Raw genomic sequence first — 22515 nt, forward strand, 5'->3', positions numbered from 1 at the left:
CATCGTGTCTTTTATGACTGGCCGGTGTCAATAGCCTTCACGTCGAAGGTGTTGAACGGCAGCGCCGCGCCGCCGTCCCAGCACAGCGTCGTGAGATGTTCGACGAGCTCAGCCCGGGGCATGTCCGAATCCCGGATCCACCACTGCGCGCTGACCATGGCCGATCCGACGATCGCCCGGGCCCACGGCGCCGCCGCTGCGGTATCGGCCCCACCGGCAGCCAGCGACAAACGCAGCATGGCCTCGACCGCGGCGGCCAGTTCATCGAAGATGCCCGGCATCTCGTCACCGCTGGCGGCGTGCATGCCGAGGGCGCGATACAGGTTGGGATCGTCCTGCATCCAGCCGCAGATCACGTCGAAGAACAGCCACATGCGCCGGCGCAGATCGACCGAACCGTCGGCACGTTCGGTGATCTCGATCAGGAGCCGCCGGGCCTGACGCTCGCCCAGGGCGGACAAGATCGCCGCCCGATTCGGGAAGACGGCATACACGGCCGAGCGCACAAAGCCGGCTTCTTTGGCCACCTCGGCGATCCCTACATCAGGCCCATGAGCCCGGATCGCACGTTCGGCAGCATCGAGCAGATCCGAGCGCCGTTGCGCGATGTCGACGCCTGGTCCGGCGGGTCTACCGCGCCCACGCCTTGCCGCAGTCACCGCCCAATCGTAGGTTCTGCGGCCGCCTCCAGGTTCTCCGCGCAGCGCAGCAGCAACGCGGCGAGGTCTTGCCGGGCCCGGTCGGAGAATCCGTCCAGCATGCCCTGTTCGACATCGATCACCGCTGCGTGCGCCTCCTTCAGCCGACGCCGCCCCGGTGCGGTCAACTGCAGCGCTCGCGCTCGGCCACGCTGGGGACCCGGCGATTCCACGACCAAAGCCTCGGCCCGCAAGCCGTGCAACACATCCTGCAGCGACTGTCGGGTGACGAAGCACAACCGTGCCACTTCCGCGGCCGACGCCTGCGGGTGGTCGGCCAATGCGCGCAGGACTGCGTACTGGGCCATCGACAGCCCGGTAGATCGGAGTGCCGCATCGCAATTGCGGCGCAGGCTCTGCTGCACCCGCTTGACGAGGTAACCGGCACCGCTCTCCACAGTCTGGGCCATGACAGGAACCTTACATCGGTGCTACCGTCGGATATGTAAGGAACCTGACATAGGAGGAATCGTGACGACCATCGGAACGGACAATTCACACGCCACCTTGATCAACGTCTTCACCGTCGAACCCCAGCGGGCAACCGAACTCGTCGAGTTGTTGCGCACCGCAACCGAGAACGTCATGCGGCACGTGCCCGGATTCGTCTCCGCCAACATCCACCTGAGCACCGACGGCACCCGCGTCACCAACTACGCACAGTGGCGCAGCGCCGAGGATTTTCACGCCATGCTCGCCGATCCGACCGCGCGAGAACACATGGGGCGCTGCGCCGACCTGGCGATCAGCTACGAGCCACACCTGTACACCGTGGAGTCGGTGCACCACGCCGACCGTTAGGCTGCATCTTTCTTGTCGCGCTTGGTTTCCTTCTTTACGGTCTTATCGGCGGTCTTCTCGGTGGGCTTCTTCGCCGGGTCGGCGCCGGCGTTCTTCCCCTTGCCCTTGAGCCCGTTGGCCGCCTTTTCGGCACCCTTCACCACACCCTCGGCGGCGGCCTCGATCTGCTTACGTCCGTTCTCGGCCACCGCGTTCACCCGCTTCTGGGCCTCCTTGACCGCCGTGGCCGTCCGTTCACGCGCCTTCTCGGCCGAGACCTTGGCCCGGTTACCTGCATCGGTGAGTGATTTGTCCACCTGCCGGCGGGCGTCATCGGCAGTCGCAGCAATCGTCTTGGCCTCCGGCTGAATGTCCTTGCCGGCTTCGGTCTCAGCAGTCAGCGTCAGGGTCTTGCCGTCCTTACCGGCGATGTCGGTTTCGGTGATCGCCTGCGGGGCGAAGTTCGTCTTCACGACGCTCTGCGTCCGCGCATTGGCGAGCGGGTTCGGAGCGAGCTTCTCGACCGCATCGGTGAGTGCGGAAAGATCAAGCCCGGTGCCACCGGTTGGGACCGCATCATCCAAGCCGAGCAGGCCGAGCAGGGTTTTGATCGGATTGGAGACCGGGTTCTGGCTCACCAGGCCATCGCTGATCGCTTTCTGGACGCCGGTGACGAGGTTGTTGACCAGATGACCCGGCACCTGCGCCCAATCGACGTCAGCCGGCAGCGTGCCGAAAGCCGTTGGGATATCGGCCTCGTCGAGAGTGCGTTCGTAGATGCCGGTGGTGGAGTTGTAGTACACATCGGTATAGCCGAGGTTGACCAGGCTGGTGAGCACCGGGCTCAACGCGGTACCGATCGGGTTGTTGAGGTTGGCGCCGGTGAACAGGTTGATGACGTCCACGGCCAGATATGTCGGCTCCAGCAGCGGCAGGCTGTTCGCCGGGATCGTGATGTAGACGTTGAGCTTGGGGCCCAGTTGCGGATCTGTCCCGGGATTGCTCAAGTAATCCGTTACGGCCGTCCCGAGCTGACCCAAGGCTTGGTCGATCAACACCGTGCCGAGGGTGTCCAGCGATTGGTTGCGCAGGATGTACGTCGGGAACAGCCCGGCGGCAACGTTATTGGCCATGGTGAACGGATTCGGCCACGCGGCGAAATCCGACATCGGAAGGTACTCGGCGGTGGCGTCGATCTTGATCGGGATCAGGTTGGCGCCACCGGGGGTGAGGCCCAACAACGAAATATCGCCGAGGATGCTGTCCCCGTCGCTCTGCACCTGGGTATCGGGTGTCACGGTGTCGATGCCGAGCAAGCGGAAGAACGGGTAGGCCCGCGCCAGGATGCCGCCGTTGGCTCGGCCCGGGTTGTCGAGCAAGAGCATCGGGAGGATCGTAAAGCTGCCCAGGATCGGGTTGCTGGTACCGGTATAGGCCGATCCCCCAGGCTGATTCGGCAGATCATCGACCACCTGTTGATAGGCCGCGCCGGCCGCAAAGGCACCCAGGCCCCAACCCGCGACGATCGGGACACGGAGGTCGGCGACGGAGATGTCGGTGATCGGCGGAATGTTCACACCGGGAAGCGCATTGAGGATGTGTCGAAGCAGGTCGAGTTCGGCCGGGTCGGTGTCGATACCAAGCGCATTGAGAATCGGGAAGAGACCGACATTGAGGTACTCGGTGTTGTTGATCTCGTCGGCCACCGAGTTCGGGAATGACGGTGTCCACCCGAGGTCGACGCCGAGCAGCCGCAGCAGGGTGAAGGGCCCACCGGCGGTGATGATGTTGATTCCCAGGCTGTCTAAAGCGGAGAGCGGATCACTGAGATCGACGCCGAGAGCATCGAGCAGGCCCCCGACTGGCAACTCGGTGGAGAATCCACCAAGCTTCAACGCGGCGACGAGCGGCCCTAGCGGGGTCTGCGCCAAGATCGGGCCCAAGTCGACGGACAGATCTTCCAGACCACTGCCGCCGATGACGTCACCCAACGCATCGTTGATGGCGTTGCGGATCACGGTCGCCGGGTCGAGCCCGGCCGCTTGCAGCAGTGCGACGAGGTTGAAGTTGTCGACGAATGCGGTCGACAGTTGGGCGCCGACGTCCTGCGTCCAGTTGTAGACCTGAGTTCCGAAGCCGCCCGTGAGGTCCGGGATTTGATCCGGTGGCGGAAAGAGGTGGTCGCCGGCTCGCAGGTCGACGTCACGTTGCACCGCGGCGGCATGTGCCTGTGGTGGTGGCGCAACGCCCACCGTAAGCGCGGTGATCGTTGCCGTTGCCGCGCCGAGGGTTGCGACCCTGCCAACGCGACTCCGCTGCCTACGGTGCTTACGTGCCATTGACCAGTCCTTTCGGCGGTTTTCTCAGGTAGGTCTCAGGCAACTTAACACTAATGTGACCTCTGTCACCACATTGCTGGATGAAATTTTGCGGTTCATGTATTGAGCTCCTCGCAAACTGTTATCGTTTGCACGAATCGGCGCTGCGCTGCGGAAAAACATATTGACGCGCGCGACAGGCAACTGTGCCCACTCACGTCGTCGATCGGGCCATGCGTTGCTGCCCGCCCCATTGCCTGTTACAGGTGGCGGCTGGCGTGTCAACCGATCCGTTTGATACCGAAAACAGCCCCGAGCTGCGGTCCCACGCGCTCGGCGGCTCCGATAGGCGTTTCGACCTACTCGATTCGAAGTTTGCCGGCAATCGCCAGAGTCCGCCGTGCGGCCACCTCGACCTGACCGGCATAGCCCCCACCGAACAACACCACGTGGGCCAGCAACGGGTAGAGCTGGTGCAGATCGACACGCTCCCGCCACCCGGCGCGCAGCGGCTGCACCGATTGATATCCGGCCAGCACGTCATCCGAGAAGGGGCAGCCGAACAGCGCCAGCATCGCCAGGTCGGTTTCCCGGTGACCACCGTGCGCGGCGGGGTCGATCAGGACTGCGCCGTCGACGGTCCACATTACGTTGCCACTCCACAGGTCACCGTGCAGGCGAGCCGGTCCGTCGTCGTCATCGAAGGCGCCGGTGCGGCACACCTCAGCCACCGCCGCCACCGCGTCGTGGACCTCGGCGCCGAGGCGCGGTCGGGCCATGTGCAACATCGGTGTCAGCCGTTCGCGGGCATAGAAGGCGCCCCAGGAACCGTGACCGGCCAACGACATCGGCAACGGCTGCGACATCGGACCGAAGAACCCGTCGCCGGTATGTCCGGCCGGGCCCACTCCGAAAGCTGGCGCCCCGGCATTGTGCGTGCGTGCGAGTCGCGCACCGAACTCCCGAGCGGCGGGCGCCGTCGACACGGAAGGGTATAGCCGCCGAAGCGTCAAAGACGTTGCGTCGTGGGCGATTACCTGCACACACGGGACACCGCCTTCGACGGCGAGCCACTCCAGCCCGGCCGCCTCGGCGGCGAAGAACCCGGGCGGTGCCGACGCATTGCGTTTGACGAAGACGTCCGCCCCGTCGCCGGTTTTCGGCATGTCGGTCAGGGTACCGACTGTGATCGCCACCTCCGTTTCAGAAGGCGCCCAATTGGGCAAGATAGCGGGGTGGGAATAAGCCTATTGCCTTCTGTTCGCCTGTCCGACGCCGACGTGGCGGGTGCGCTCGGTCGCGCGGTCGGCGTGATCAACCCGGTTCTCAACGTGGTCACGGGCTTTGACCCATTGAGGCTGCGGCAGCGCACCCACCGCGAGACGCCCGCCGTCGGAGCTGTGGGCAAGTCACTCGACGTCGCCGCTGCCGTGCTCAACTTCGCCGAGCTGCCGGGCACCAAAGCGTGGGCCGAGATGGACCAGGACGGCCACGTGAAGTGGTGGGTGCATCGATTCGGCGCCGTCACCACGATCTTCGTCGCGTTTCCCGGTGCGCTGGGCGTCATCGGGCAACGGCTTCCGATCAAGGACCTCGTGGGGTTCACCAGTCAGGCGATCGTGCTGTGCGCGGTGGCTCGCGAGACCGGTGTCACCGCACACGACGATCAGGTGCAGCTGCTGGGCACGGTTCTGTGCGACCGCCATTTCGGCGACGCACCGGCAGATGAGCCGGGCTCAGCGCCGCAATCGCTGCCGAAAAGACTGTGGCAGTTCGCCGGTACCGTGCGCGCCGTCGGTGAGGAACTGACGAAAAGGCCGCACGGGGACGGCCTTTACCGCTACCTCGGGATGCTTCCCGGGATCGGTGCGGTGGCCGCATATTTCGGCGAACTCAACGCGCTACACCATGCCGCCGACGAGGGCCGGGCATGGATCACGTCCCATCCTCCGCTGGCGGCGGCCCAAACCTGAAGATCAGCGCACTGATCGCGACCACCGCTGCGGCACACCCGATCACCGGCGCCACCGTGAACTGGGACACCGTCGCACCCAGCACCGCACCGGCGCACATCGTCAACACCACGCCGTAACGCAACTTTTCACGGTCCCCGGTGCCGCCGGCGAGCCGGCTGTCGAAGCCGAGGCCCACGATCGTCTGGGTCAGCACCGTGGTGCTCAGTTCCTGGATGCCGAACTGGCGCGCGGTTGCATTCTGGATGCCGAACGTCATCGCCAGCAGGACCAGGATGAGTTTCCGGTTGTCTTGATAACTCAGCACGCCGGTGCCGACGAGGATCGAAAGTGCGGTCAGGAGAACAACTTCCACGCCCAAGGCGGTGGCCAACCAGGTCCGGACGTGACCGTCGAGGTGGCGGCGCAGGCGTCCCCCCACCACGGTGCCCACCACGAATCCGATGAACGCTACGAGCGCCCCGGTCACATCCACCGCCGAGCTCGGCACGAACCAGAAGCCGAGAAAGATCACGTTCCCGGTCATGTTGGCGACGAACACATGGCCGAGCACCAACACACTGATGGCATCGACAAGACCGGTGGTGAACGTCAACAACAGCAGGGCCACGACGGTCAACCGCTGGGTTACCGGTGAGGCGATGGCCATGCCTACATCCTGCCGCTACAGCTGCGGAGACAAGTCCAATTGGGTCAGTGCCGGCATCTGTGTGATCAGCCAATCCCCGCCGGCGCGCTGCAACGTCAACCGGTAGGACATGTACCGCAACGACGGGATGTTCTTGGTGACCGGGCTCGTCGACACCGTGTTGGTGTAGACGATTGCGGTGGCCTCGTCGCGGTTGATCGACTCCACCGCGGTACCCATCACCTCGGTGTTGTTGGTGACCTGAGCCTGCTTGTTCGTCGGCACCAGCGAATCGATCAGCTGCCGGTACTGGTTGGCGAAGTCGCTGGACAGATACTTCGCCGCGCGATCCGGCAGGGTTTCGATGTTGTCCGGGTTGTAGGTCCACAGTGTGGTGATGGCGTCCGCCGAGGTCTGTGCCACCTCCAGTTTCGTGGCGACCAACGCGCGATCGGCCAGATACGGCTGCAACATCGCGCCACCGAAGGCCCCCGCCGCGACGAACACCGCCGCGGCGCCGACGGCGGCATACGTCAGCCGCTTACCGGCCTCGCGGTGCGGAACGAGGATCGGCTCCTCGGCCGGCTCCTGCTGTTCGTCCTCCGTCACCTCAGCTTCGGCGTCAGCGTCAGCCTCAACGTCGGCTTCCGTGACGGCTTCCGGTTCCGATTCTGTCTCATCACCAGGCTCGGTATCCGCCTCGGGTTGGGCCGCCGCTTCCAGCTCGGCAACCTCCTCGGATTCGACGGCCGTCTTGCGGCCGGCCTTACCTGTCGGGGTACGACGTTCCGGCGTGGCCCCCTCGGACTCCGCGTCGCCCTCGGAGTCCGAGTCATCCGTGTCCGGCTTGGGGGCCTGCACCGCCTCGCCACCACGACGCCGCCCGAAACGTAGTCTGCGGCGCGGCTTGTCGGGCTCGCCGGTGGTCAGATCACCTGAATCAGCTGGCTGATCTTCCACTGCTGTCCTTCCCAAATCGTCGTCGCAATCCAGCGGCTGCCGCTCTCGATCACGGATTTCCCGTCCGGGGTCCGCGTGCTGATCTTCGTCGCCACCAGTACATCGGCGCTGCCGTTGTCGTTCCACCGCTGGATACCGGCATCCAGGACGGCACCTTCGGTCGGCTCGGACCGGGCCACCTGGACGACGATCTCGTTCTGCTTCTCGGAGAACATCTTTCGGAAGTCGCCGGTGGCCTGTTCCCTTATTCGGTCGGCATAGTCGTTGGCGTGGAACGGATCCAGCGTGGTGTACATCGTCATGAACTCACGCACGTAATCCAGCGCGCCCGCGCTCTTGATCTCGGCGCGCCGATCCGACTCGTGGCGCACCAGGATCAGCGTGCTGCCGACGATGGCCGCGGCGATGAGCAGTGCCGAGACCACCGCCACGATCGGCAGGCCCCAACGGATCGGTTCCTTGGGTTCGACCGCGAAGTAGTCGGGCTCGTCGGCCTCGATCCGGCGCCGCGGGCTCACTGTGCGCCCCCGCCCAGCACCGGGCGCTTGAGCACCGTCAGATTGTCGACGAGCCACTGATCGCCCGGTTTGACGAACTCCACGCGCACCGTCGCGGTGATGAACTTCAAGTCCTGCGGATTGGTGCCGCGCTGCCCCTGCAAGGCCAACAACATCGAGGCCGCGTCCTTGGTCACCCCGGGCAGCACAGCGCTGCTCACCGCCCAGTAGTCATTGGTGGTCGCCCCGGCCTTGCGTACCGCATCCTGCTGGGCGACCAACTGCGGACGGTAGTTGTCGGTGGTCAGGGACTGGGCTTTGGTGAAATCCGCATCGACCGAATCCACTCCGTAGCTCAACAGTTCTTCGACGATCCGCGGCCCCTGTTCGGTGAGCTGCGCGCGAGCCTGGTCCACCGCCCGATCCTGGCGATACACCACCACATAACCGACCCCTGCGGCGATCGCGCTGAGCAGCGCGATGACCAGCAGCATCACACCGACACGACGCCGGACATTGCCGTGCGGGCGTTCGACGCGGCGCACCTCGGTGCGGGTCAACAGGTCGGCGAAGGTGCGATTACGGGAATCCCACAGCGGCCACAACCACCCGACGAACACCGCCGCGGTGTCGAGCAGATGTGCCAGGTCACGCAGCAACAGCCGACCGAGACCGGCGTCGCCTGACGCGGACACCACCCGGATGCCGAACAGCGACCGACCCGGACTCCAGCCGGTGAGCGCCGGCAGCAGAACGCGATTGACTGCGGAGACGGCCACCGCGAGCACCACCGCTCCCGCATACACCGCCCACCACAGCCAGTCGCCAACCGGCGTGCCCTGGACGACGAGCATCAAGGTCGCGATCAATCCGGCGGGCGCCAGCACATCGATCGCGAAAGCCCCGGCCCGCGCCGGCCACGACGCCAACCGGGTCTGGTCCGTCCCGGTCCCCACCGCGGTGACCGTGTCGGCGTCATCGAGCACAGCCGTCACGACGTGACCTGGTCGAGCCGTGCGACCTTGTAGTTGCCGTCCTCGGCACGGGCCATCTTCACCCGCAACCGATAACCCTGCTCTTCGTCGGATTTCTCGGTGTTGGTGACCAGCACGCGCACCGCGACCAGCAGATCCATCGACCCGTCGTCGTTGTGCTTTTCCACCGCGGCCCGCAGATCCGAGACCTTCACCTGCACATTGGCCGCCTGATAGGCGTCCAGCAGCATGCCGCTGTACAGGCCGGCCTGCGCCCCGAAATCACCCGTCGCGCATTCGATGATCTTGGTCTGGGCCTCGATCATGGCCTGGGTGTCGGGCGCCTGGGTCGCGGTCACGCAGTCCTTGGCGGCCTGCAGGGCGTCGGCCTCGTCGCTGGCGATCCGCTCACTGTCCTGATGCGAGCGCAATGCCAGATAACCGCCGACGCCGACGGCCGCCGCCACGATCAGCAGCCCGGCCAGGATCGAGGCCATCCAGCCCCGCCCGAGCCGAGACGGCCGCGCCGTGGCCGGTTCGGTGGCCGCGGCCGAGCCCGGGTCAACGCTCTCGGTGACGGCCTCCGCGTGCGGTTCAGTGATGTGGGGGTCCTGCTGGTCGGCGAGGTTCAGCTGGCTGGCGCCAGCATCTCCTTCCATCCGTCATCTCCTGGGTTATTCGAGTTGGTGACGGAGTACTTCACACCGCCGGGACCGACCACCTCACCGCTTGACGGGCTGTAGGTGGCGGTCGAACCTGCTGCCGGAGTGTAGATGCAGGGGTTCGGCTGCTGTCCACTACAACTCACATTGCCACCCCGCGGTGCCGTCAGCGGATCGCTGGTCGGCGCCGTGGACTCCGGTGGCGGGAGCTGGCTCGCCGGCAACGGGTTCATCCCATTATTCACCGAGGGCGCGGGGATCACCCGGCCCGGATCGACGGGCTGAGTGCAGCGCGCGCCCGGAGCCGGGCAGTCCCGGATCTGGTTCGGGTCGCCGTACCACGGGTTGGTGCCCAGCGGCTGGTAGGGCTCCTCGCTGTGGCATTCCCTGGGCGAGGCGGCCCGCTTACCGGGCACATCGGCACACGGATAGTTACGTGCGCCGCGCACCGCGTTGGGCGCGTCCTTGGGGATCTTGCAGTACAGGCCCTCGGGCAGCGGCGCCAACGACGTGTCCGCCGGCGACCGCCACTGTGAGGCCGGCAGGAACCCGGTCAGGCACGGCGGCGGCATGTTGATGCCGAGACCGAAGTGCAGCAGACCCTTGGGCGCGAAGATCGTCGCGGTCTGGGCGACGGCGCCACCCTGCGGCAGCGCCACCAAGACCTGCTCGACGTTCTTGTTGTAGCGCTTGAGCATGTCGATGACGATTTCGAGGTTCGCCAGCGTCTGCGGCAACGACTCCTGCACATCGCCGAATACCGAGTTGAGCTGATCGGCAGTCGGTGCCGCCTGCTGCAAACCGCTGCGCAGCGCGGCGTCGTTCTGGGCGCTCTGCGCGGCCAGTGTGTTCAGGTTCCTGGCCCACTGCGAGATCGCATCGCCGGAATTGACCTGGCTGTCGATGATCGGCCCGGAGTTCTCGACGATGTCGTTGATCGGATCGATGTTGTCCTTGAAGTCACTGGCGATCGCCTGAGTCGAATCGACCAGGCGCTGCAGTGACGGCCCGAGCCCACCGACCGCCTTCGACGTCTCCTCGAGCAGGACGGCGATCTTCTCCTTCGGCAACGCCGCCAGACCCGCCTGCGCGGCATCGAGCGACGGACCGACCTCGGCGGGCACGGTGCCCTTCTCGATCGTGTCCCCGTCGCGGAAGTACTCCTTGGAACCGCCCTCGGAGACCAGGTCGATGAACTGCTCACCGACCGCCGACACCGAGTGCACGTTGGCGCTGGCATCCCGCGGGATCCGGTACTGGTTGTAGATGTCCATCTGCACGTGGGCGCCCTTTTCGGTGGGCTCCACGGACGTCACCTTGCCGATGGTGGTGCCGCGGTAGGTCACGTTGGCCGTGGCGTACAGGCCACCCGAGTTCGGGAGGTTGGCATTGAGTTGGTACATGCCAACCCCCGCCCACGTCGGCAACCGCAGATAGAACAGCGCCAGCACCACCAGCGCGACCAACGTCAGCACCGTGAACAGTACAAGCTGCATCTTGATGAAACGGGTCAGCAACATGTCTCACTCACCCCTTTCCACCAGCGGTCCGCCAGGTGCGTCGTGCGGGTTCGGCGTGAACCGAACATCCGGGATCATCGTGGCCGGATCGCGACCCCACGCCTGCTCCAGCGCGCGGAGCATGCCCGACAGCCCGGTACCGGACAGGAACGCGTTGTCCACCGAGCTCAGCGTGAGGTCGATGGTCAGCGACACGTTGATGTAGTCGCCGCGGACCGCCTTCGGGATGTTCTCGATGTTGAACGGCACCGTCAGGATCAGCTTGAGCGCCTGCACCAGATACGGAGCCGAGCGCGCCAGCTGCTTGAGCGGACGCTGCAGGTTCTGCAGGTTGGTGTGCAGATTCGCGTTGCTGTTCGACAGGGTGTCGTCGGCCGCCTTCGACAACCGGCCCAGCGACGTCACCGCATCAGCGAACAGATCGCGGGTATCGGCGAAATGCTGGATCAGCGGCGGGAACTCGGTCAGCACCCGGTCCAGCGTGTCGTTGCGTGCGGCCACGATGTTCAGCAACCGGTTCGTCGAATCGATGGCGCGGGTGATGTCGTTGCGCTGCTGATTGAGCTCGTCGGTGAAGGTGTCGAGCCGGCCCAGGAAGTCGCGGATCTGATCGGCGCGACCGTTGAGGATGTTGAACACCTCGGTCTGGATGGTCTCGATGTTCGGGATGCCACCACCGGTCAGGATGCCCGAGATCCCGGCCAGCGTGCGCTCGATCGTCGGATACGCCGAGGACTGCGACAGCGGGATGGTGTCCCCGTCGTGCAGCTTCTCCTCGGACGGCTTCTCCGGCGGGTTGAGCTCGACGTGCTGCGAACCCAGCAGGCTGGTCTGACCGATCTTCGCCTCGGTGTTCTTGGGCAGCTCGATGCCCGGCTGCAGATCGATCGTCAGGGTCGGGGTCCAGTTGATCAACTCGATCTTGCGGACCCGGCCGACGAACACGTCACGCACCCGCACCCGGCTGTTGGCGTTGAGCGCCAACGTCTCCGGCATCTGCACGTACAGCGTGGTGTGGCCGGACTCGGTGCCCGGCCCACCCGGTAGTGGCACGTTGGCCACACCGCGCCACTGCCCACACGAGGTGAGGATCAGCGCGGACGCCGACAACACCGCGACGCGTCGTCCGACGCGACGCCAGTTAGGTGTCTTCATGCTCATCAGGGCCCTTGGTTCTTCGCGCAAGCGGCTCATCACGGCTGCCCTCCAACCTCGGCCGGCAACGCAGGCCCGGCCGGAGCCGGAGCCGGTGCAGCCGGTGCGGGCGCGGACATCGGATCACCCGGGATCACACCGGGCGCCGGTGCCGGCGGCGGACCCGGCTGCGGGTACCACGGCGGCGGCAACGGGTTGCGCTCGTCGTAAGAGTTCGGCGGTCCGGGCAGGTTGCCACCCGGCGGAACCCCGAAGGCCGGCGGGGCCGGCGGAGCGACGATGTCGGGGCCACCCATCAACTCCGACAACGATTCCGGGGTCAGCATCTGCTGCGTGGCCGGTTGCACCTGGATTCCCTGCATGCCCGGGGCGACGGTCCAACCCGGCTCGTGGTTGCCGTGCGAGAACAAGGTGTCGCGCGACCAGATACCCGGCACCGTGGTGTCCTTGTATCCCGGCGGCGGCTGCAGGCGCGGATCCGAGTAGGAGATCTGCTTGGGCAGCGTCATCGCCGTGTTGGCCAGGTTCTGGCCGAACGGCAGGAAGTTGAACTTGATCGCGTCGAGGATCGGCGCCAGGTACTGCGCGCACAGCTCGGCCGAATCCTGGTACCCCAACCGGCTTCCCGCCTGAATCGAGCTGCAGATGAACTGCAGCGGATTGGAGAAGTTGGTCAGACCGGGCAGAACCGGCAGGCCCACGATGCCGCCCTGGTTGGGCGAGACGATGTTGAGCACGTTGGCGGCCAGGTTCGGGTAGGCGTGCAGACCCGTTTCCAGCCCGTTGCGCGGCTCGGGCTGCAGGATCGCCGTCGTCACGTCCGACAAGTTGTTCACGTCGTGCGCGAGCACGCCGCCGTTCTTGTCGAGGAACTCGCGGGTGGTCTTGAGCACCCGGTTGAGATCCTGCAGCGCGTTGGCCAACTCCTGATCGGTGTTGGTGAACGAGTTGGTGAACTGCGCCAGATCGTTGTTGAGCGCCACGAACTGCTGATCGCTCTTGTGCAGGGCATTGACGAACAGGGCCAGGCTCTTCACCACCTGGAAGAAGTCACCGCGGCCCTGGTTGAGCGTGGTCAACGCCTCGGACAGCCCGTTGAGTGTGCGGTTGAGCTGATCGCCCTTGCCCTGGAAGCCGTCGGCGAAGGACTCGATGATGTCGCCGAACGGGCCCTTGGGTTGCTCGGCGGTCGGGCCGAGATCGTCGAGCAGGCGGGTGATCTGGTTACGCAACTCGTCGTACTCGACCGGGATCTGGGTGTTCTCGATCGGGATCACCGCGTTGTCCTGCAACTGCGGCCCGCCGGTGTAGGGCGGGGAGAGCTGAATGACGCGGGACGCCACCAGGCTCGGGTTCAGCACAGAGGCCGTGACGTCCTGAGGCACCTTGTACTTGTTGTTGACGTGGAAGACGACCTTCATCTTGTCGCCGTCGGTCTCGATGCTGTCGATCGCGCCGACCTTGACGCCCATGATGAGGACCTTGTCCCCGGGATACAGCGCAAGCACCTCGGGGAAGTACGCGGTGACCGTGGTGTTGGTCAGCTTCTTGTACAGCGCCAGTCCGAAGTAACCCAGCACCAGGGCCGCCACCACGGCGAGCGCAGCGACGATGACCGTTGCCCGGGAAGCCTTGGGCAACTGGATGTTTCGCACATTGAAAACGGTTGACATAGCTCTCTGTCCCCCTGCCTATCCCTGCGACCCGGGCGGAAGGAACGGTGGGTTACCCGGCAGCGGCGGGGTTCCCGCCGGACCGGCATCCGGACCCGGCCCCGGCGGCGCCGGAGGGGCGTTCACCGGTGCGGGATGGGGTGCGTAACCGGGGATCTCACCCGGCAGCGGTTGCGGAGCGATCGGCACCGTGCGGGCTCCCGGCGGACCGGGCGCCAACTCGACCGGGGCACCCGGCTGATCCGGCGGCATCTGTCCGGGGATCGCCGCGCTGGGCACGCCCGGCGAATGCGCGACGCCGTCGGGGTTGGGTGCGGAGGTCGCCACGTCGGGCGGGCCGAAGCCACCGGGCACCGGGCCGAACGGACCCTGGGTGGCACCGGCACACGGCAGCGGGTTGCCCGGTGACGGGATCCCGGCGGCCGTCGGGGTGTAGGAGCACGGCGATCCCGGCGGGACGGCAGGTCCCGGATGCTCCGGGGTGCCCTCCAGCGGCGTCGGGGCCGCAGCCGGAGCGCCGTTCTCGTGACGCTGGCCGTTGGGGTCGGGGAAGCGGAACGACGGCAGACCGGCGTTGCGCCAGAACTCTTCTGGGTCGATCCCGCGCTTCTTGAACGCGGCGTCGACGAACGGCTGCAGGATCTGCGGCGGGATCAGGTTGACCAGCATCACCTTGAAGTACGGGCCCGAGGCCAGCGCCTCGGCCAGTGAGGTGATGAATTTGCCTGCCACAGTGAGGGTGTCGGCCAGATCCTGCTTGCGCTCGACCAGCAGATCGCTGACCGTGCGCAACTGCTCCAGCACGTGGTTGAGGTTCGGGTTGTCGTTGATGACGCCCTCGACCTGATGCGACACCGAGGAGACCCGCTCCAGCAGCATGCTCACGGCCTGGCCACGCTCGTTGACCGCGGCCAACAGCGTCTGGGCGTTCACCAACAGCTGGTTGACCTGGGTGCTGCGGTCACCGAGCACCGTGGCCACCTTGTTGGCGTTGGCCAACAGCTTCTTGACGTCCTCGTCGCGCTTGCCGATGGTCTCGGAGAACTTGGCCACCCCGTCCAGCGCGGCGCTGAGGTGCGGCGAGGTCTGATCGACGGTCTCGGACAACACGTTCAGCGATTCCTTGACCGACTTGGTGTCCCAGCCGGCCGCGTTGCGGGTGACGTCCAGGAAGGCGTCGTAGATCTGGTACGGCGTGGTGGTCTGGCCCAGCGGCAACATCCCGCCCGGGGCCAGGGTGTGGCTACCGCGCGGCTGGATCTCGATGTTCTTGCGGCCCAGGATCGTATCGGTACGGATCGCCGCACGGCTCTCGGTGCCGATCGTCTTGCCGCCCAGGGTGAAACCGATCTCGACCTTGTCGCCGTTGATCTCCATGCTGCGAACAGTGCCGACATCCATGCCGGCGATACGCACCTTGTCCCCCGTGTTCAGGCCACCGGTATCGGAGAACTGGCCGTAGTACGTGGGCACCGCGAACAGCATCGGCACGCTGGTCAGCGTCGAGCCGACGGCGATGATCAGCGCCACCACCACGACGCCCATCAGGCCTTTGCGGAAGCGGTCAGAACCTTGCAGTGTCCTCATCGCGGCGTGCACCTACCCGACGGCTGTGAAGAGAGTTTGACGGTTCGGACCGGACCGCCCGGCTGCAACCCGTTGAGCTTCAACGAGAGGTCACAGGCATAGAAGTTGAAGAAGTCGCCGTAGATGCCACCGGCACGGCCGATGATCTTCAACGCCTGGGGGAAGTCGATCAGAATCTGGTTGAGCTGCTCTTTCTGGTCGATCAGCGGCTGCTGGATCACCTCGAGCTGACCCACGGTGTCCTTGAGCAGCGGACGGTTGTCGCTCAGCAGGTCGGCCAGCGATCCGGCCGCGTTGCTGATGTCGGCCACCGAAGAGCCGATCGGATCGGCCCGATTCTTCAGCCCGGTGATCAGCGTCTCGAAGTTCTTGAGCGTGTCGTCGAACTGCTGCTGATGCTTGACCGTGGTGTCCAGGACGATGTTGAGGTTCTTGATCACCTCGCCGATCGCCTGATCCCGATCGGCGATGCTCTGGGTGAGCTGCGCCGTCTGGTCCAGGATGTCGTTGATGGTGCCGCCCTGGCCCTGGAAGATCGTGATGATCGATTTGGAGATGGTGTTGACCTTCTCCGGGCTCAGCGACTGGAACAGCGGACGGAAGCCGCCGACCAGAGCGTCGAGATCCAGTGCGGGCTCGGTGCGCTCCAACGGAATGGTGCTGCCGGGCGCGATCTTCGTGTTGCTCTCACCGCGCTTGAGTTCCAGGTACCGGTTGCCGATCAGGTCCTGGTAGCGGATGGCCGCGGTGGTCTGATCGAACAACGGCAGCGACTTCTCGACGTTGAACGACACCTCGGCCTGCTGGCCGCCGTTGATCAGTTTGACGCCGGTGACCTTGCCGACCTCGACGCCCGAGGCGCGGACGAACTGCCCGGTGCGCAAGCCGCTCACGTTGTTGAAGATCGCCGAGTACTCGGAGGTCCGGTTGAACCGGATCTGACCGAACACCACGAAGATGATCGCAGTGAAGGTGAGCAGCACCACCGAGAAGATGCCGAGCTTGATAAGCGTGCCCTTGATGCTCATGCGGCTCCCTCGCAGGCTCGGGTCCCGCATGCCATCTGACTATTCGTTCCGCAAGCTTCACTCATGGGTTGATCGTGTTCTCCCCCACTTGGCGGCCCCAGACATACTCGGCGACCAGCGGCTGTCCCAGCTCGAGGTGGTTGTACGGCGCGATCGATGCCCCGGTGTCCATCACCAGGTACGGCATGGGCCACAGGTCACGGGTGACCGGTTGCCAGCAGCCGGGCCGGCCTTCCGGGCCGCCCTTGGCGTTGATCCGCGGCAGGTTGTCGGGGTAGACGTAGGGGTTGCCGACGCCGATCACCAATGACTGGGTCTGCAGCGAATACCCGTTACCACCAAGCGCGCCAGCGAGTTTCGGGCCGGCGTCATGGTAGTTGCGGATCGTGCAGAACAGCGCGGGGCTGTACTTGTCGAGCAGAGCCGAGGTGGGCAGCAGGTCCTGCGCACCGCGCACCAGGTACGGTCCGCCGCGTTCGAAGATGTCGCCGCCGGTGTTGCCGAAGCCGACCGCGGCCACCAGGGCCTGATCGAGGTTGCCGCGCTGCTCGTTGAGGGTGCGCGCGGTGGTGACGGCGTTGGTCAGCCCGTCGAACAAGTCAGGGCCGGCGTTGGCGTAGACCTCACCCAGATCGGCCAACCCGGCGATGTCGCGCCGGATCTCGGGCATGCGTGGGTTGAGATCGCTGAGGATGTCGTTGCCGTTGACGATCGACTGGCCGAACTTGTCACCGAGGCCATCCAGGGCCTGGGCCGTGGCCGTCAGGGTCTGGTTGAGCTTGATCGGATCGATCTGTTCGGAGATCGCGGTGATGGTCTCGAACAGCGTGTTGAACTCCGTCGTCACCCCTTGGGCATGGATCGGGGTGTTGGGCGACAACCGTTCCGGCGACGGATTTTCCGGCGACAGGAACGAGATGTACTTGTTGCCGAACACCGTGGTGGCCCGCAACTCGGCGGTGACGTTTTTCGGGATCAGCTTGAGGTAGCGGGGTTTGACGTCCAGGGTCAGCTTGGCCTCGGGGTTGTCGTCGACCGTCACGACGTCGACGGAGGCCAACCGTCCGATCGGTACGCCGTTGAAGGTGACCTTCGAGCCCGGGTCCATCGACAGGCCGGCGCGTCCGGACAGCAGCGTCAGCTGCGTCGTCTTCTCGAACGTCCCGCGGAACTGCATCCAGGTCAACGCCAGGATCAGCAGGGAGACGAGCGCCAGAATGAGCCCGGCCAGCTTGTACGGCGGCGTCTTCGGCTTGTTCAGGGGTGCGTGGGGCACTGCAGGCTGGGTCATGCCGCTACACCGTGAGGTTGAAGTTGGGGTCGGTGCCGTAGAGCGCCAACGAGGCCAACAGAACCACCAACACGATTGCGATCAACGAGGTTCGCATCGACCTCCCCACTGCCTCACCCACACCGACGGCACCGCCACTGGCGTAGTAGCCGAAGTAGCAGTGGTTCAACATGACCACGATCGACATGATGATGACCTCGAGGAAGGACCACATCACGTCGTCGACGCGCAGGAACGTATGGAAGTAGTGCTCATACGTACCGACCGACTGCGAGTAGAAGATCGTCGTGACGAACTGCGCCGACAGGAACGACAGCAGGATCGCCATCGCGTACAGCGGGATGATGACGATCGAGCCGGCGATGATGCGGGTGGACACCAGGTACGAAATCGACCTGATACCCATGACTTCCAGCGCGTCGACCTCTTCGCTGATGCGCATGGCGCCGAGTTCGGCGGTGGCACCGGCACCGACCGTGGCGGCCAGAGCCTGGCCGGTGACGACGGGGGCGACGACGCGGATGTTGGCCAGGGCGGCGAAGAAGCCGGTGAAGGCCTCGACGCCGATGTTGCCCAGGGATGCGAAGCCCTGGATTGCGATCAGGGAGCCGGCCGACAGGGTGACGAAACCGATGATCGCCACGGTGCCGCCGATGACCGCCATGGCGCCGGTTCCCATGCCGATTTCGGCGACCAGCCGCAGGGATTCACGCCGGTAGTGGCGGAACGCGTGCGGGATGGATCCGATGGCCTGCACGACGAACCAGGCGACGTGGCCCATGCTGTCGAGAAACCGGGCCGGGATGCCGGCGATGTCGGAGGTGCGCGAGAACGCCCGGGGGAACCGGGACCGCAGGACGGTGACGGTACTCATGTCAACGCCCCGTTCCGAAGCGCACACCGATCGTGGTGAGCACGACGTTGACTGCGAACAACGCCACCACGCACAACACCAGGGTCTCGTTCACGGCGGTACCCACACCCTTCGAACCGCCGGCCACGGTCAGGCCGCGGTAGCAGCCGACGAGCCCGGCGATCAGACCGAACAGCGTGGCCTTGATGACCGAGATCAACACCTCGGGGAACCCGGTGAGCAGCGTCAGCGTGGACACGTAGGCGCCGGCCGAGACGTTCTGGATGTAGACACCGAAGAAGAAGCCACCGACCAGGCCGATGGTGATCACCGCGCCGTTGAGCATGAAGGCCACGAAGGTGGACGCCACCACGCGGGGGACCACCAGCCGCTCGATGGGGTCGATACCGAGCACCTCGAGGGCGTCGATCTCCTCACGTACGGTGCGGGCGCCCAGGTCGGCGCAGATCGCGGTCGAGCCGGCACCGGCCACCACGAGCACCGTGACCAAAGGTCCGAGCTGGGTGACGGCGCCCAGCGCCGCGCCGGCACCCGAGACGTCGGCCGCGCCGAACTCCGCCAACAGGATGTTGAGCGTGAAGATGATGAGGACGGTCAGCGGGATCGACACCGCGAGTGTGGGCAGGAAGGCCACCCGGATGAGGAACCAACTCTGCAGCACGAACTCTTTCCACTGGAAAGGCCGTGTCAGAAGGGCTTTTCCGGTGAGCACGCTCATCTTGAAGAAGCCACCGACCATGGCCAGCGGCTTCTCCAGTTGACCACGTACGTATCCGACGAGCCCGTCGGCAGGCGCTGTCACCGGTGCACCCCTTGGACGTGTCGCACGCCCCCTCCTCGTCGCCTGTCAGTTTGTGTGATCCGCCTCTCCCTACTCGCGAGTAGTAAGTGAGACCACCGGACTGTACCCGATCGAAACCGGGCCGTGCACCGCATCCGGTGGATTGTGCCATCAACCGTTAGCGAAGACACCAGATAGCCGCAAACTTTCGGCGCTACCTGCAGAAAGCGTTGACGCTGAGTTGCTTTCGCTAACGTCAACGCCGTGGCGCTGCGATGGGCGAACCGAAGCGTTCCCGGAGTTCGGTCTTGAGCACCTTGCCCGACGGGTTGCGGGGCAGGGCGTCAACGATTTCGAGCGCTTTGGGGTGCTTGTAGCGGGCGAGTCGTTCGGTGAGGAAGACGTCGAGTTCGCCCAGTTGCAAACCGTCGGTTCCGGCCAACGCGATGACGGCGACCGGGACCTCACCCCACTTTTCATCGTGCCGGCCGATGACCGCGACCTCCGTGATGGACGGGTGGGCGGCCAGGACGTTTTCCACCTCGGCGCAGTAGATGTTCTCGCCGCCGGAGATGATCATGTCCTTCTTGCGGTCGACGACCCAGATGTATCCCTCCTCGTCCTGACGGACGAGATCCCCGGAGTGGAACCAGCCGCCGGCAAATGCCTCGGCGGTGGCCTTGGGGTTGTTCCAGTAGCCGGCCATCAAAGTCGGGGCGCGGTAGACGATCTCGCCGACCTCGCCGACGGGCACGTCGTTCATGTTCTCGTCGACGATCCGGGCGGAGACCGTCGGGATGACCTGGCCGACCGAACCGAGTTTGCGAATCGCGTCGTCCGCCAACAACATGCAGGTGACCGGTGACATCTCGGTCTGGCCGAACGCGGCGAGAATCTGGCTGCCCGGGAAGGTTTCGGCCATCGCCTTCAGCAGCGTGTCGGAGGCCGGTGCGGCACCCCAGGACAGCGAGCGCAGGCACAGGTCGCGCGGATTGGCCTGCTGCTCAGCGCACACCGCCTGCCACTGGGCGGGCACCAGGAAGATCGCGGTGACCTTCTCCTCTGCGAGCACGTCGAGCAGTGCACCCGGGTCGAACGCGCCCAGCGGGTAGATGACGGTGGGCAGGCCCAGCATCAGGCCGGTGTTCACGTTGCCTGCCACGCCGGCGATGTGGAACAACGGGACGCCGATGAACCCGACGTCGTTGTTGATGTCCACGCCCGAGGTGAACAGATTGGTCATGCCCTGTCCGGCGAGGTTGGCGTGCGTCAGCACCGCGCCCTTGGGACGGCCGGTGGTGCCCGAGGTGTACATGATCAGCGCGGGGGCATCGCTGGGGATGTCGACCGGTTGGGCGGATTCTCCTTCTTCGGAGATCAGGTCCTCGTAGCCCAGGACACCATCTTCGGTGGCGCTCTCGGCCACGACGATGCTCGTCAGTCGGGCGTCGAGGTCGCGGACCGCCGTGGCGACGCCGGCCAGCACGGGCTCGGTGACCAGGACGTGCGCGTCGCAGTCGCTGACGAGGTAGGCCACCTCCGGCGGGGTCATCCGGAAGTTGACCGGCACTGCGATCGCTCCCAGTTTGATGGCGGCCAGCATCGCCTCGATGAACTCCGGGCGATTGAGCATCAGGATCAGCACTCGATCGCCGAAGCCGACACCGCGACGGCTCAGGGCGTCGGCCAGCCGGGTCACCCGGTGGTCGAGCTCGCGCCACGTGGTGGTGCGCCCGAGAAACCGCAGCGCGGTCTTGTCGGGCTGCATCAGTGCATGCCGCGTCAGCTGGTTGGCCCAGTTCTGACGACGCGCCAGGTACGGCTGCTCAGTGGGGAACGGCTCGGCAGTCACCGGATCTGTACTCCATCGGTATCGAGTTGCATCAGGTTGATATTTGATCAAACATGGGGTTGCCCCGGTCACACTATGGCCTCGGCGCCTCGGCGACAAGCCCATCAGAAAGGCGACCGGTATCTCATGAACGCACCTGCCAGAGCGGCTGTGCAGCGCCGGGTCGGACAGCGCGAGCAGCTCTCCGACGAGGTGGCGGCCCAGCTTCGGGCCGAGATCATGACGGGCGTTTTACGGCCCGGAACATTCATCCGTCTCGACGAGACTGCCGCGGCGCTCGGGGTCAGCATCACCCCGGTCCGCGAGGCGCTGCGCACCCTGCGCGGTGAGGGCATGGTGCAACTGGAGCCGAACCGCGGGCACGTCGTGGTGCCGTTGACTCGTACCGACGTCGAAGACATCTTCTGGCTGCAGGCCACCATCGCCCGCGAGCTTGCCGCCACCGCCACCGTGCGCATCACCGAGGCCGAGATCGACGAGCTGGAGCAACTCAATGCAGAGCTCGCGGCGGCCGTCGAGCGGCGTGACCCGGACGGCATTGCCTCCGCCGAGTTCGCTTTCCACCGGGCCTTCAACCATGCCAGCGGCCGGATCAAGCTGGCGTGGTTCCTCCTGCACGTCGCGCGGTACCTGCCCGGCCAGCTCTATTCGAGAGATCCCGGGTGGGGCACCGCAGCCGTCAAGAGCCACCGCGAGCTGATCGATGCCCTGCGCCGGCGCGACGCCCCGGCCGCGGTCGAACTCAACGCAATCCAGTTCACCGACGGCGCCCAACGGCTCATCGCGCGCTTGGATGAGATCGGGATGTGGGACTAGGTCTCGTGCCGGGACGCCGTGCGGTTCGGGGCGTATCTGCATGTCGGCTCACGCGTGTGCCGGCGCACGGAATCAGTAGGCGAAGTGCCCGACTAAGAGCGACAATTCAGCGACAATCGCCTCCTGAACACCGTAGGCACCGCTGGCCACAAGGCGGTGATCGCTCCTGCCACTTGAGCCACCAAATGCCCCATGGGCCACGGATTTTGGGGTGCCCAGCTGTCAGCGACAGAGTCGCTCGCATGCGGACACTGGGCAGATGAGGCCCAAGAGGTCAGTGCGACGTGAGAGGCAAAACCGCTCAGCGACAATGTGTTTGGCGAGGCCTGGGATGCCAATGTGGCGATTGTCGCTGAATTGTCGCTAATAGCCGGGCACATCGGATAGGCGTTCGAAAGCCGCGGCCGCGGTAGCTGTCGGTGCCCCGTGACAACGTGACGCCATGATG

21 protein-coding genes are annotated in these 22515 nt (G+C 65.5%); 3 read left to right on the plus strand and 18 right to left on the minus strand.

What is annotated here, in order from left to right; all coding sequences use genetic code 11:
• Window positions 1–11 precede the first annotated feature (11 nt).
• Window positions 12–659, minus strand: coding sequence for a TetR/AcrR family transcriptional regulator (locus A5699_RS08900; RefSeq protein ID WP_067768310.1), 648 nt, complete (start codon window positions 657–659; stop codon window positions 12–14).
• Window positions 656–1108 carry a MarR family winged helix-turn-helix transcriptional regulator gene (locus A5699_RS08905; protein ID WP_067768312.1) on the minus strand — a complete coding sequence of 151 codons (453 nt, stop codon included), beginning with the start codon at window positions 1106–1108 and terminating at the stop codon, window positions 656–658. Before A5699_RS08905 ends, A5699_RS08900 begins: the two co-directional genes overlap by 4 nt.
• Before the next feature lie 61 nt (window positions 1109–1169).
• Between A5699_RS08905 and A5699_RS08910 the strand changes: the two genes are divergently transcribed.
• Entirely contained in the window at window positions 1170–1499 is a 330-nt protein-coding gene (locus tag A5699_RS08910; protein WP_067768314.1) for an antibiotic biosynthesis monooxygenase, read from the plus strand.
• Here A5699_RS08910 and A5699_RS08915 read toward each other — a convergent pair.
• Window positions 1496–3730 carry an AAA family ATPase gene (locus A5699_RS08915; protein WP_197508238.1) on the minus strand — a complete coding sequence of 745 codons (2235 nt, stop codon included), beginning with the start codon at window positions 3728–3730 and terminating at the stop codon, window positions 1496–1498. The genes A5699_RS08910 and A5699_RS08915 overlap by 4 nt on opposite strands.
• A 425-nt stretch (window positions 3731–4155) precedes the next feature.
• Window positions 4156–4962 (minus strand): fructosamine kinase family protein, encoded by an 807-nt coding sequence (locus A5699_RS08920; RefSeq protein ID WP_067768347.1) that lies wholly within the window; start codon window positions 4960–4962, stop codon window positions 4156–4158.
• Window positions 4963–5031: 69 nt separating this feature from the next.
• Between A5699_RS08920 and A5699_RS08925 the strand changes: the two genes are divergently transcribed.
• Window positions 5032–5769, plus strand: coding sequence for a hypothetical protein (locus tag A5699_RS08925; RefSeq protein ID WP_067768318.1), 738 nt, complete (start codon window positions 5032–5034; stop codon window positions 5767–5769).
• Here A5699_RS08925 and A5699_RS08930 read toward each other — a convergent pair.
• From A5699_RS08930 to fadD5, 14 genes are all read right to left on the minus strand, one after another.
• The gene (locus tag A5699_RS08930) at window positions 5732–6418 is read right to left on the minus strand and encodes a YoaK family protein (protein ID WP_067768320.1); all 687 of its coding nucleotides are present in this window, start codon (window positions 6416–6418) and stop codon (window positions 5732–5734) included. The two genes, A5699_RS08925 and A5699_RS08930, sit on opposite strands and share 38 nt — an antisense overlap.
• A gap of 15 nt (window positions 6419–6433) precedes the next feature.
• On the minus strand, window positions 6434–7357 hold the full coding sequence (locus tag A5699_RS08935; RefSeq protein WP_067768322.1) for a mammalian cell entry protein: 924 nt from the start codon (window positions 7355–7357) through the stop codon (window positions 6434–6436).
• Window positions 7324–7875: a mammalian cell entry protein gene (locus A5699_RS08940; RefSeq protein WP_067768324.1), complete on the minus strand. Its 552-nt coding sequence runs from the start codon at window positions 7873–7875 to the stop codon at window positions 7324–7326. Before A5699_RS08940 ends, A5699_RS08935 begins: the two co-directional genes overlap by 34 nt.
• Window positions 7872–8849, minus strand: coding sequence for an RDD family protein (locus A5699_RS08945; protein ID WP_067768326.1), 978 nt, complete (start codon window positions 8847–8849; stop codon window positions 7872–7874). The genes A5699_RS08940 and A5699_RS08945 overlap by 4 nt, the downstream gene beginning before the upstream one ends.
• The gene (locus A5699_RS08950) at window positions 8846–9487 is read right to left on the minus strand and encodes a hypothetical protein (protein ID WP_067768328.1); all 642 of its coding nucleotides are present in this window, start codon (window positions 9485–9487) and stop codon (window positions 8846–8848) included. The genes A5699_RS08945 and A5699_RS08950 overlap by 4 nt, the downstream gene beginning before the upstream one ends.
• Window positions 9457–11007 carry an MCE family protein gene (locus tag A5699_RS08955; protein ID WP_067768349.1) on the minus strand — a complete coding sequence of 517 codons (1551 nt, stop codon included), beginning with the start codon at window positions 11005–11007 and terminating at the stop codon, window positions 9457–9459. Before A5699_RS08955 ends, A5699_RS08950 begins: the two co-directional genes overlap by 31 nt.
• A gap of 6 nt (window positions 11008–11013) precedes the next feature.
• A complete protein-coding gene (locus tag A5699_RS08960) occupies window positions 11014–12165 on the minus strand; it encodes a virulence factor Mce family protein (protein ID WP_067768351.1) in 1152 nt (383 codons plus the stop codon).
• A 38-nt stretch (window positions 12166–12203) separates the two neighbouring features.
• The gene (locus A5699_RS08965; RefSeq protein WP_067768330.1) at window positions 12204–13838 is read right to left on the minus strand and encodes a virulence factor Mce family protein; all 1635 of its coding nucleotides are present in this window, start codon (window positions 13836–13838) and stop codon (window positions 12204–12206) included.
• 18 nt (window positions 13839–13856) lie between these two features.
• On the minus strand, window positions 13857–15425 hold the full coding sequence (locus A5699_RS08970) for a virulence factor Mce family protein (RefSeq protein ID WP_067768353.1): 1569 nt from the start codon (window positions 15423–15425) through the stop codon (window positions 13857–13859).
• On the minus strand, window positions 15422–16453 hold the full coding sequence (locus tag A5699_RS08975; RefSeq protein WP_067768332.1) for a virulence factor Mce family protein: 1032 nt from the start codon (window positions 16451–16453) through the stop codon (window positions 15422–15424). The genes A5699_RS08970 and A5699_RS08975 overlap by 4 nt, the downstream gene beginning before the upstream one ends.
• Before the next feature lie 61 nt (window positions 16454–16514).
• The gene (locus tag A5699_RS08980) at window positions 16515–17744 is read right to left on the minus strand and encodes an MCE family protein (RefSeq protein WP_067768334.1); all 1230 of its coding nucleotides are present in this window, start codon (window positions 17742–17744) and stop codon (window positions 16515–16517) included.
• Window positions 17745–17748: 4 nt separating this feature from the next.
• Entirely contained in the window at window positions 17749–18618 is an 870-nt protein-coding gene (locus A5699_RS08985) for an ABC transporter permease (RefSeq protein ID WP_067768336.1), read from the minus strand.
• A gap of 1 nt (window position 18619) precedes the next feature.
• Window positions 18620–19357 (minus strand): ABC transporter permease, encoded by a 738-nt coding sequence (locus A5699_RS08990; protein ID WP_197508240.1) that lies wholly within the window; start codon window positions 19355–19357, stop codon window positions 18620–18622.
• 298 nt (window positions 19358–19655) lie between these two features.
• Window positions 19656–21251 (minus strand): fatty-acid--CoA ligase FadD5, encoded by a 1596-nt coding sequence (fadD5, locus tag A5699_RS08995; protein ID WP_067768340.1) that lies wholly within the window; start codon window positions 21249–21251, stop codon window positions 19656–19658.
• Between the two features lie 126 nt (window positions 21252–21377).
• On the opposite strand from fadD5, the gene A5699_RS09000 reads away from it, so the two are divergent.
• Entirely contained in the window at window positions 21378–22067 is a 690-nt protein-coding gene (locus tag A5699_RS09000; protein WP_067768355.1) for a GntR family transcriptional regulator, read from the plus strand.
• The last annotated feature ends 448 nt before the right edge of the window (window positions 22068–22515 follow it).

It is taken from the genome of Mycobacterium sp. E802, assembly GCF_001666875.1.
GTDB lineage: Bacteria > Actinomycetota > Actinomycetes > Mycobacteriales > Mycobacteriaceae > Mycobacterium.

Coding starts and splice junctions, on each gene's coding strand:
- A5699_RS08905 (WP_067768312.1), bottom strand. CDS start 1,108: ATGGCCCAGACTGTGGAGAGCGGTGCCGGTTACCTCGTCAAGCGGGTG.
- A5699_RS08920 (WP_067768347.1), bottom strand. CDS start 4,962: ATGCCGAAAACCGGCGACGGGGCGGACGTCTTCGTCAAACGCAATGCG.
- A5699_RS08930 (WP_067768320.1), bottom strand. CDS start 6,418: ATGGCCATCGCCTCACCGGTAACCCAGCGGTTGACCGTCGTGGCCCTG.
- A5699_RS08950 (WP_067768328.1), bottom strand. CDS start 9,487: ATGGAAGGAGATGCTGGCGCCAGCCAGCTGAACCTCGCCGACCAGCAG.
- A5699_RS08960 (WP_067768351.1), bottom strand. CDS start 12,165: ATGAAGACACCTAACTGGCGTCGCGTCGGACGACGCGTCGCGGTGTTG.
- A5699_RS08965 (WP_067768330.1), bottom strand. CDS start 13,838: ATGTCAACCGTTTTCAATGTGCGAAACATCCAGTTGCCCAAGGCTTCC.
- A5699_RS08970 (WP_067768353.1), bottom strand. CDS start 15,425: ATGAGGACACTGCAAGGTTCTGACCGCTTCCGCAAAGGCCTGATGGGC.
- A5699_RS08975 (WP_067768332.1), bottom strand. CDS start 16,453: ATGAGCATCAAGGGCACGCTTATCAAGCTCGGCATCTTCTCGGTGGTG.
- A5699_RS08980 (WP_067768334.1), bottom strand. CDS start 17,744: ATGACCCAGCCTGCAGTGCCCCACGCACCCCTGAACAAGCCGAAGACG.
- A5699_RS08985 (WP_067768336.1), bottom strand. CDS start 18,618: ATGAGTACCGTCACCGTCCTGCGGTCCCGGTTCCCCCGGGCGTTCTCG.
- A5699_RS08990 (WP_197508240.1), bottom strand. CDS start 19,357: ATGGTCGGTGGCTTCTTCAAGATGAGCGTGCTCACCGGAAAAGCCCTT.
- A5699_RS09000 (WP_067768355.1), top strand. CDS start 21,378: ATGAACGCACCTGCCAGAGCGGCTGTGCAGCGCCGGGTCGGACAGCGC.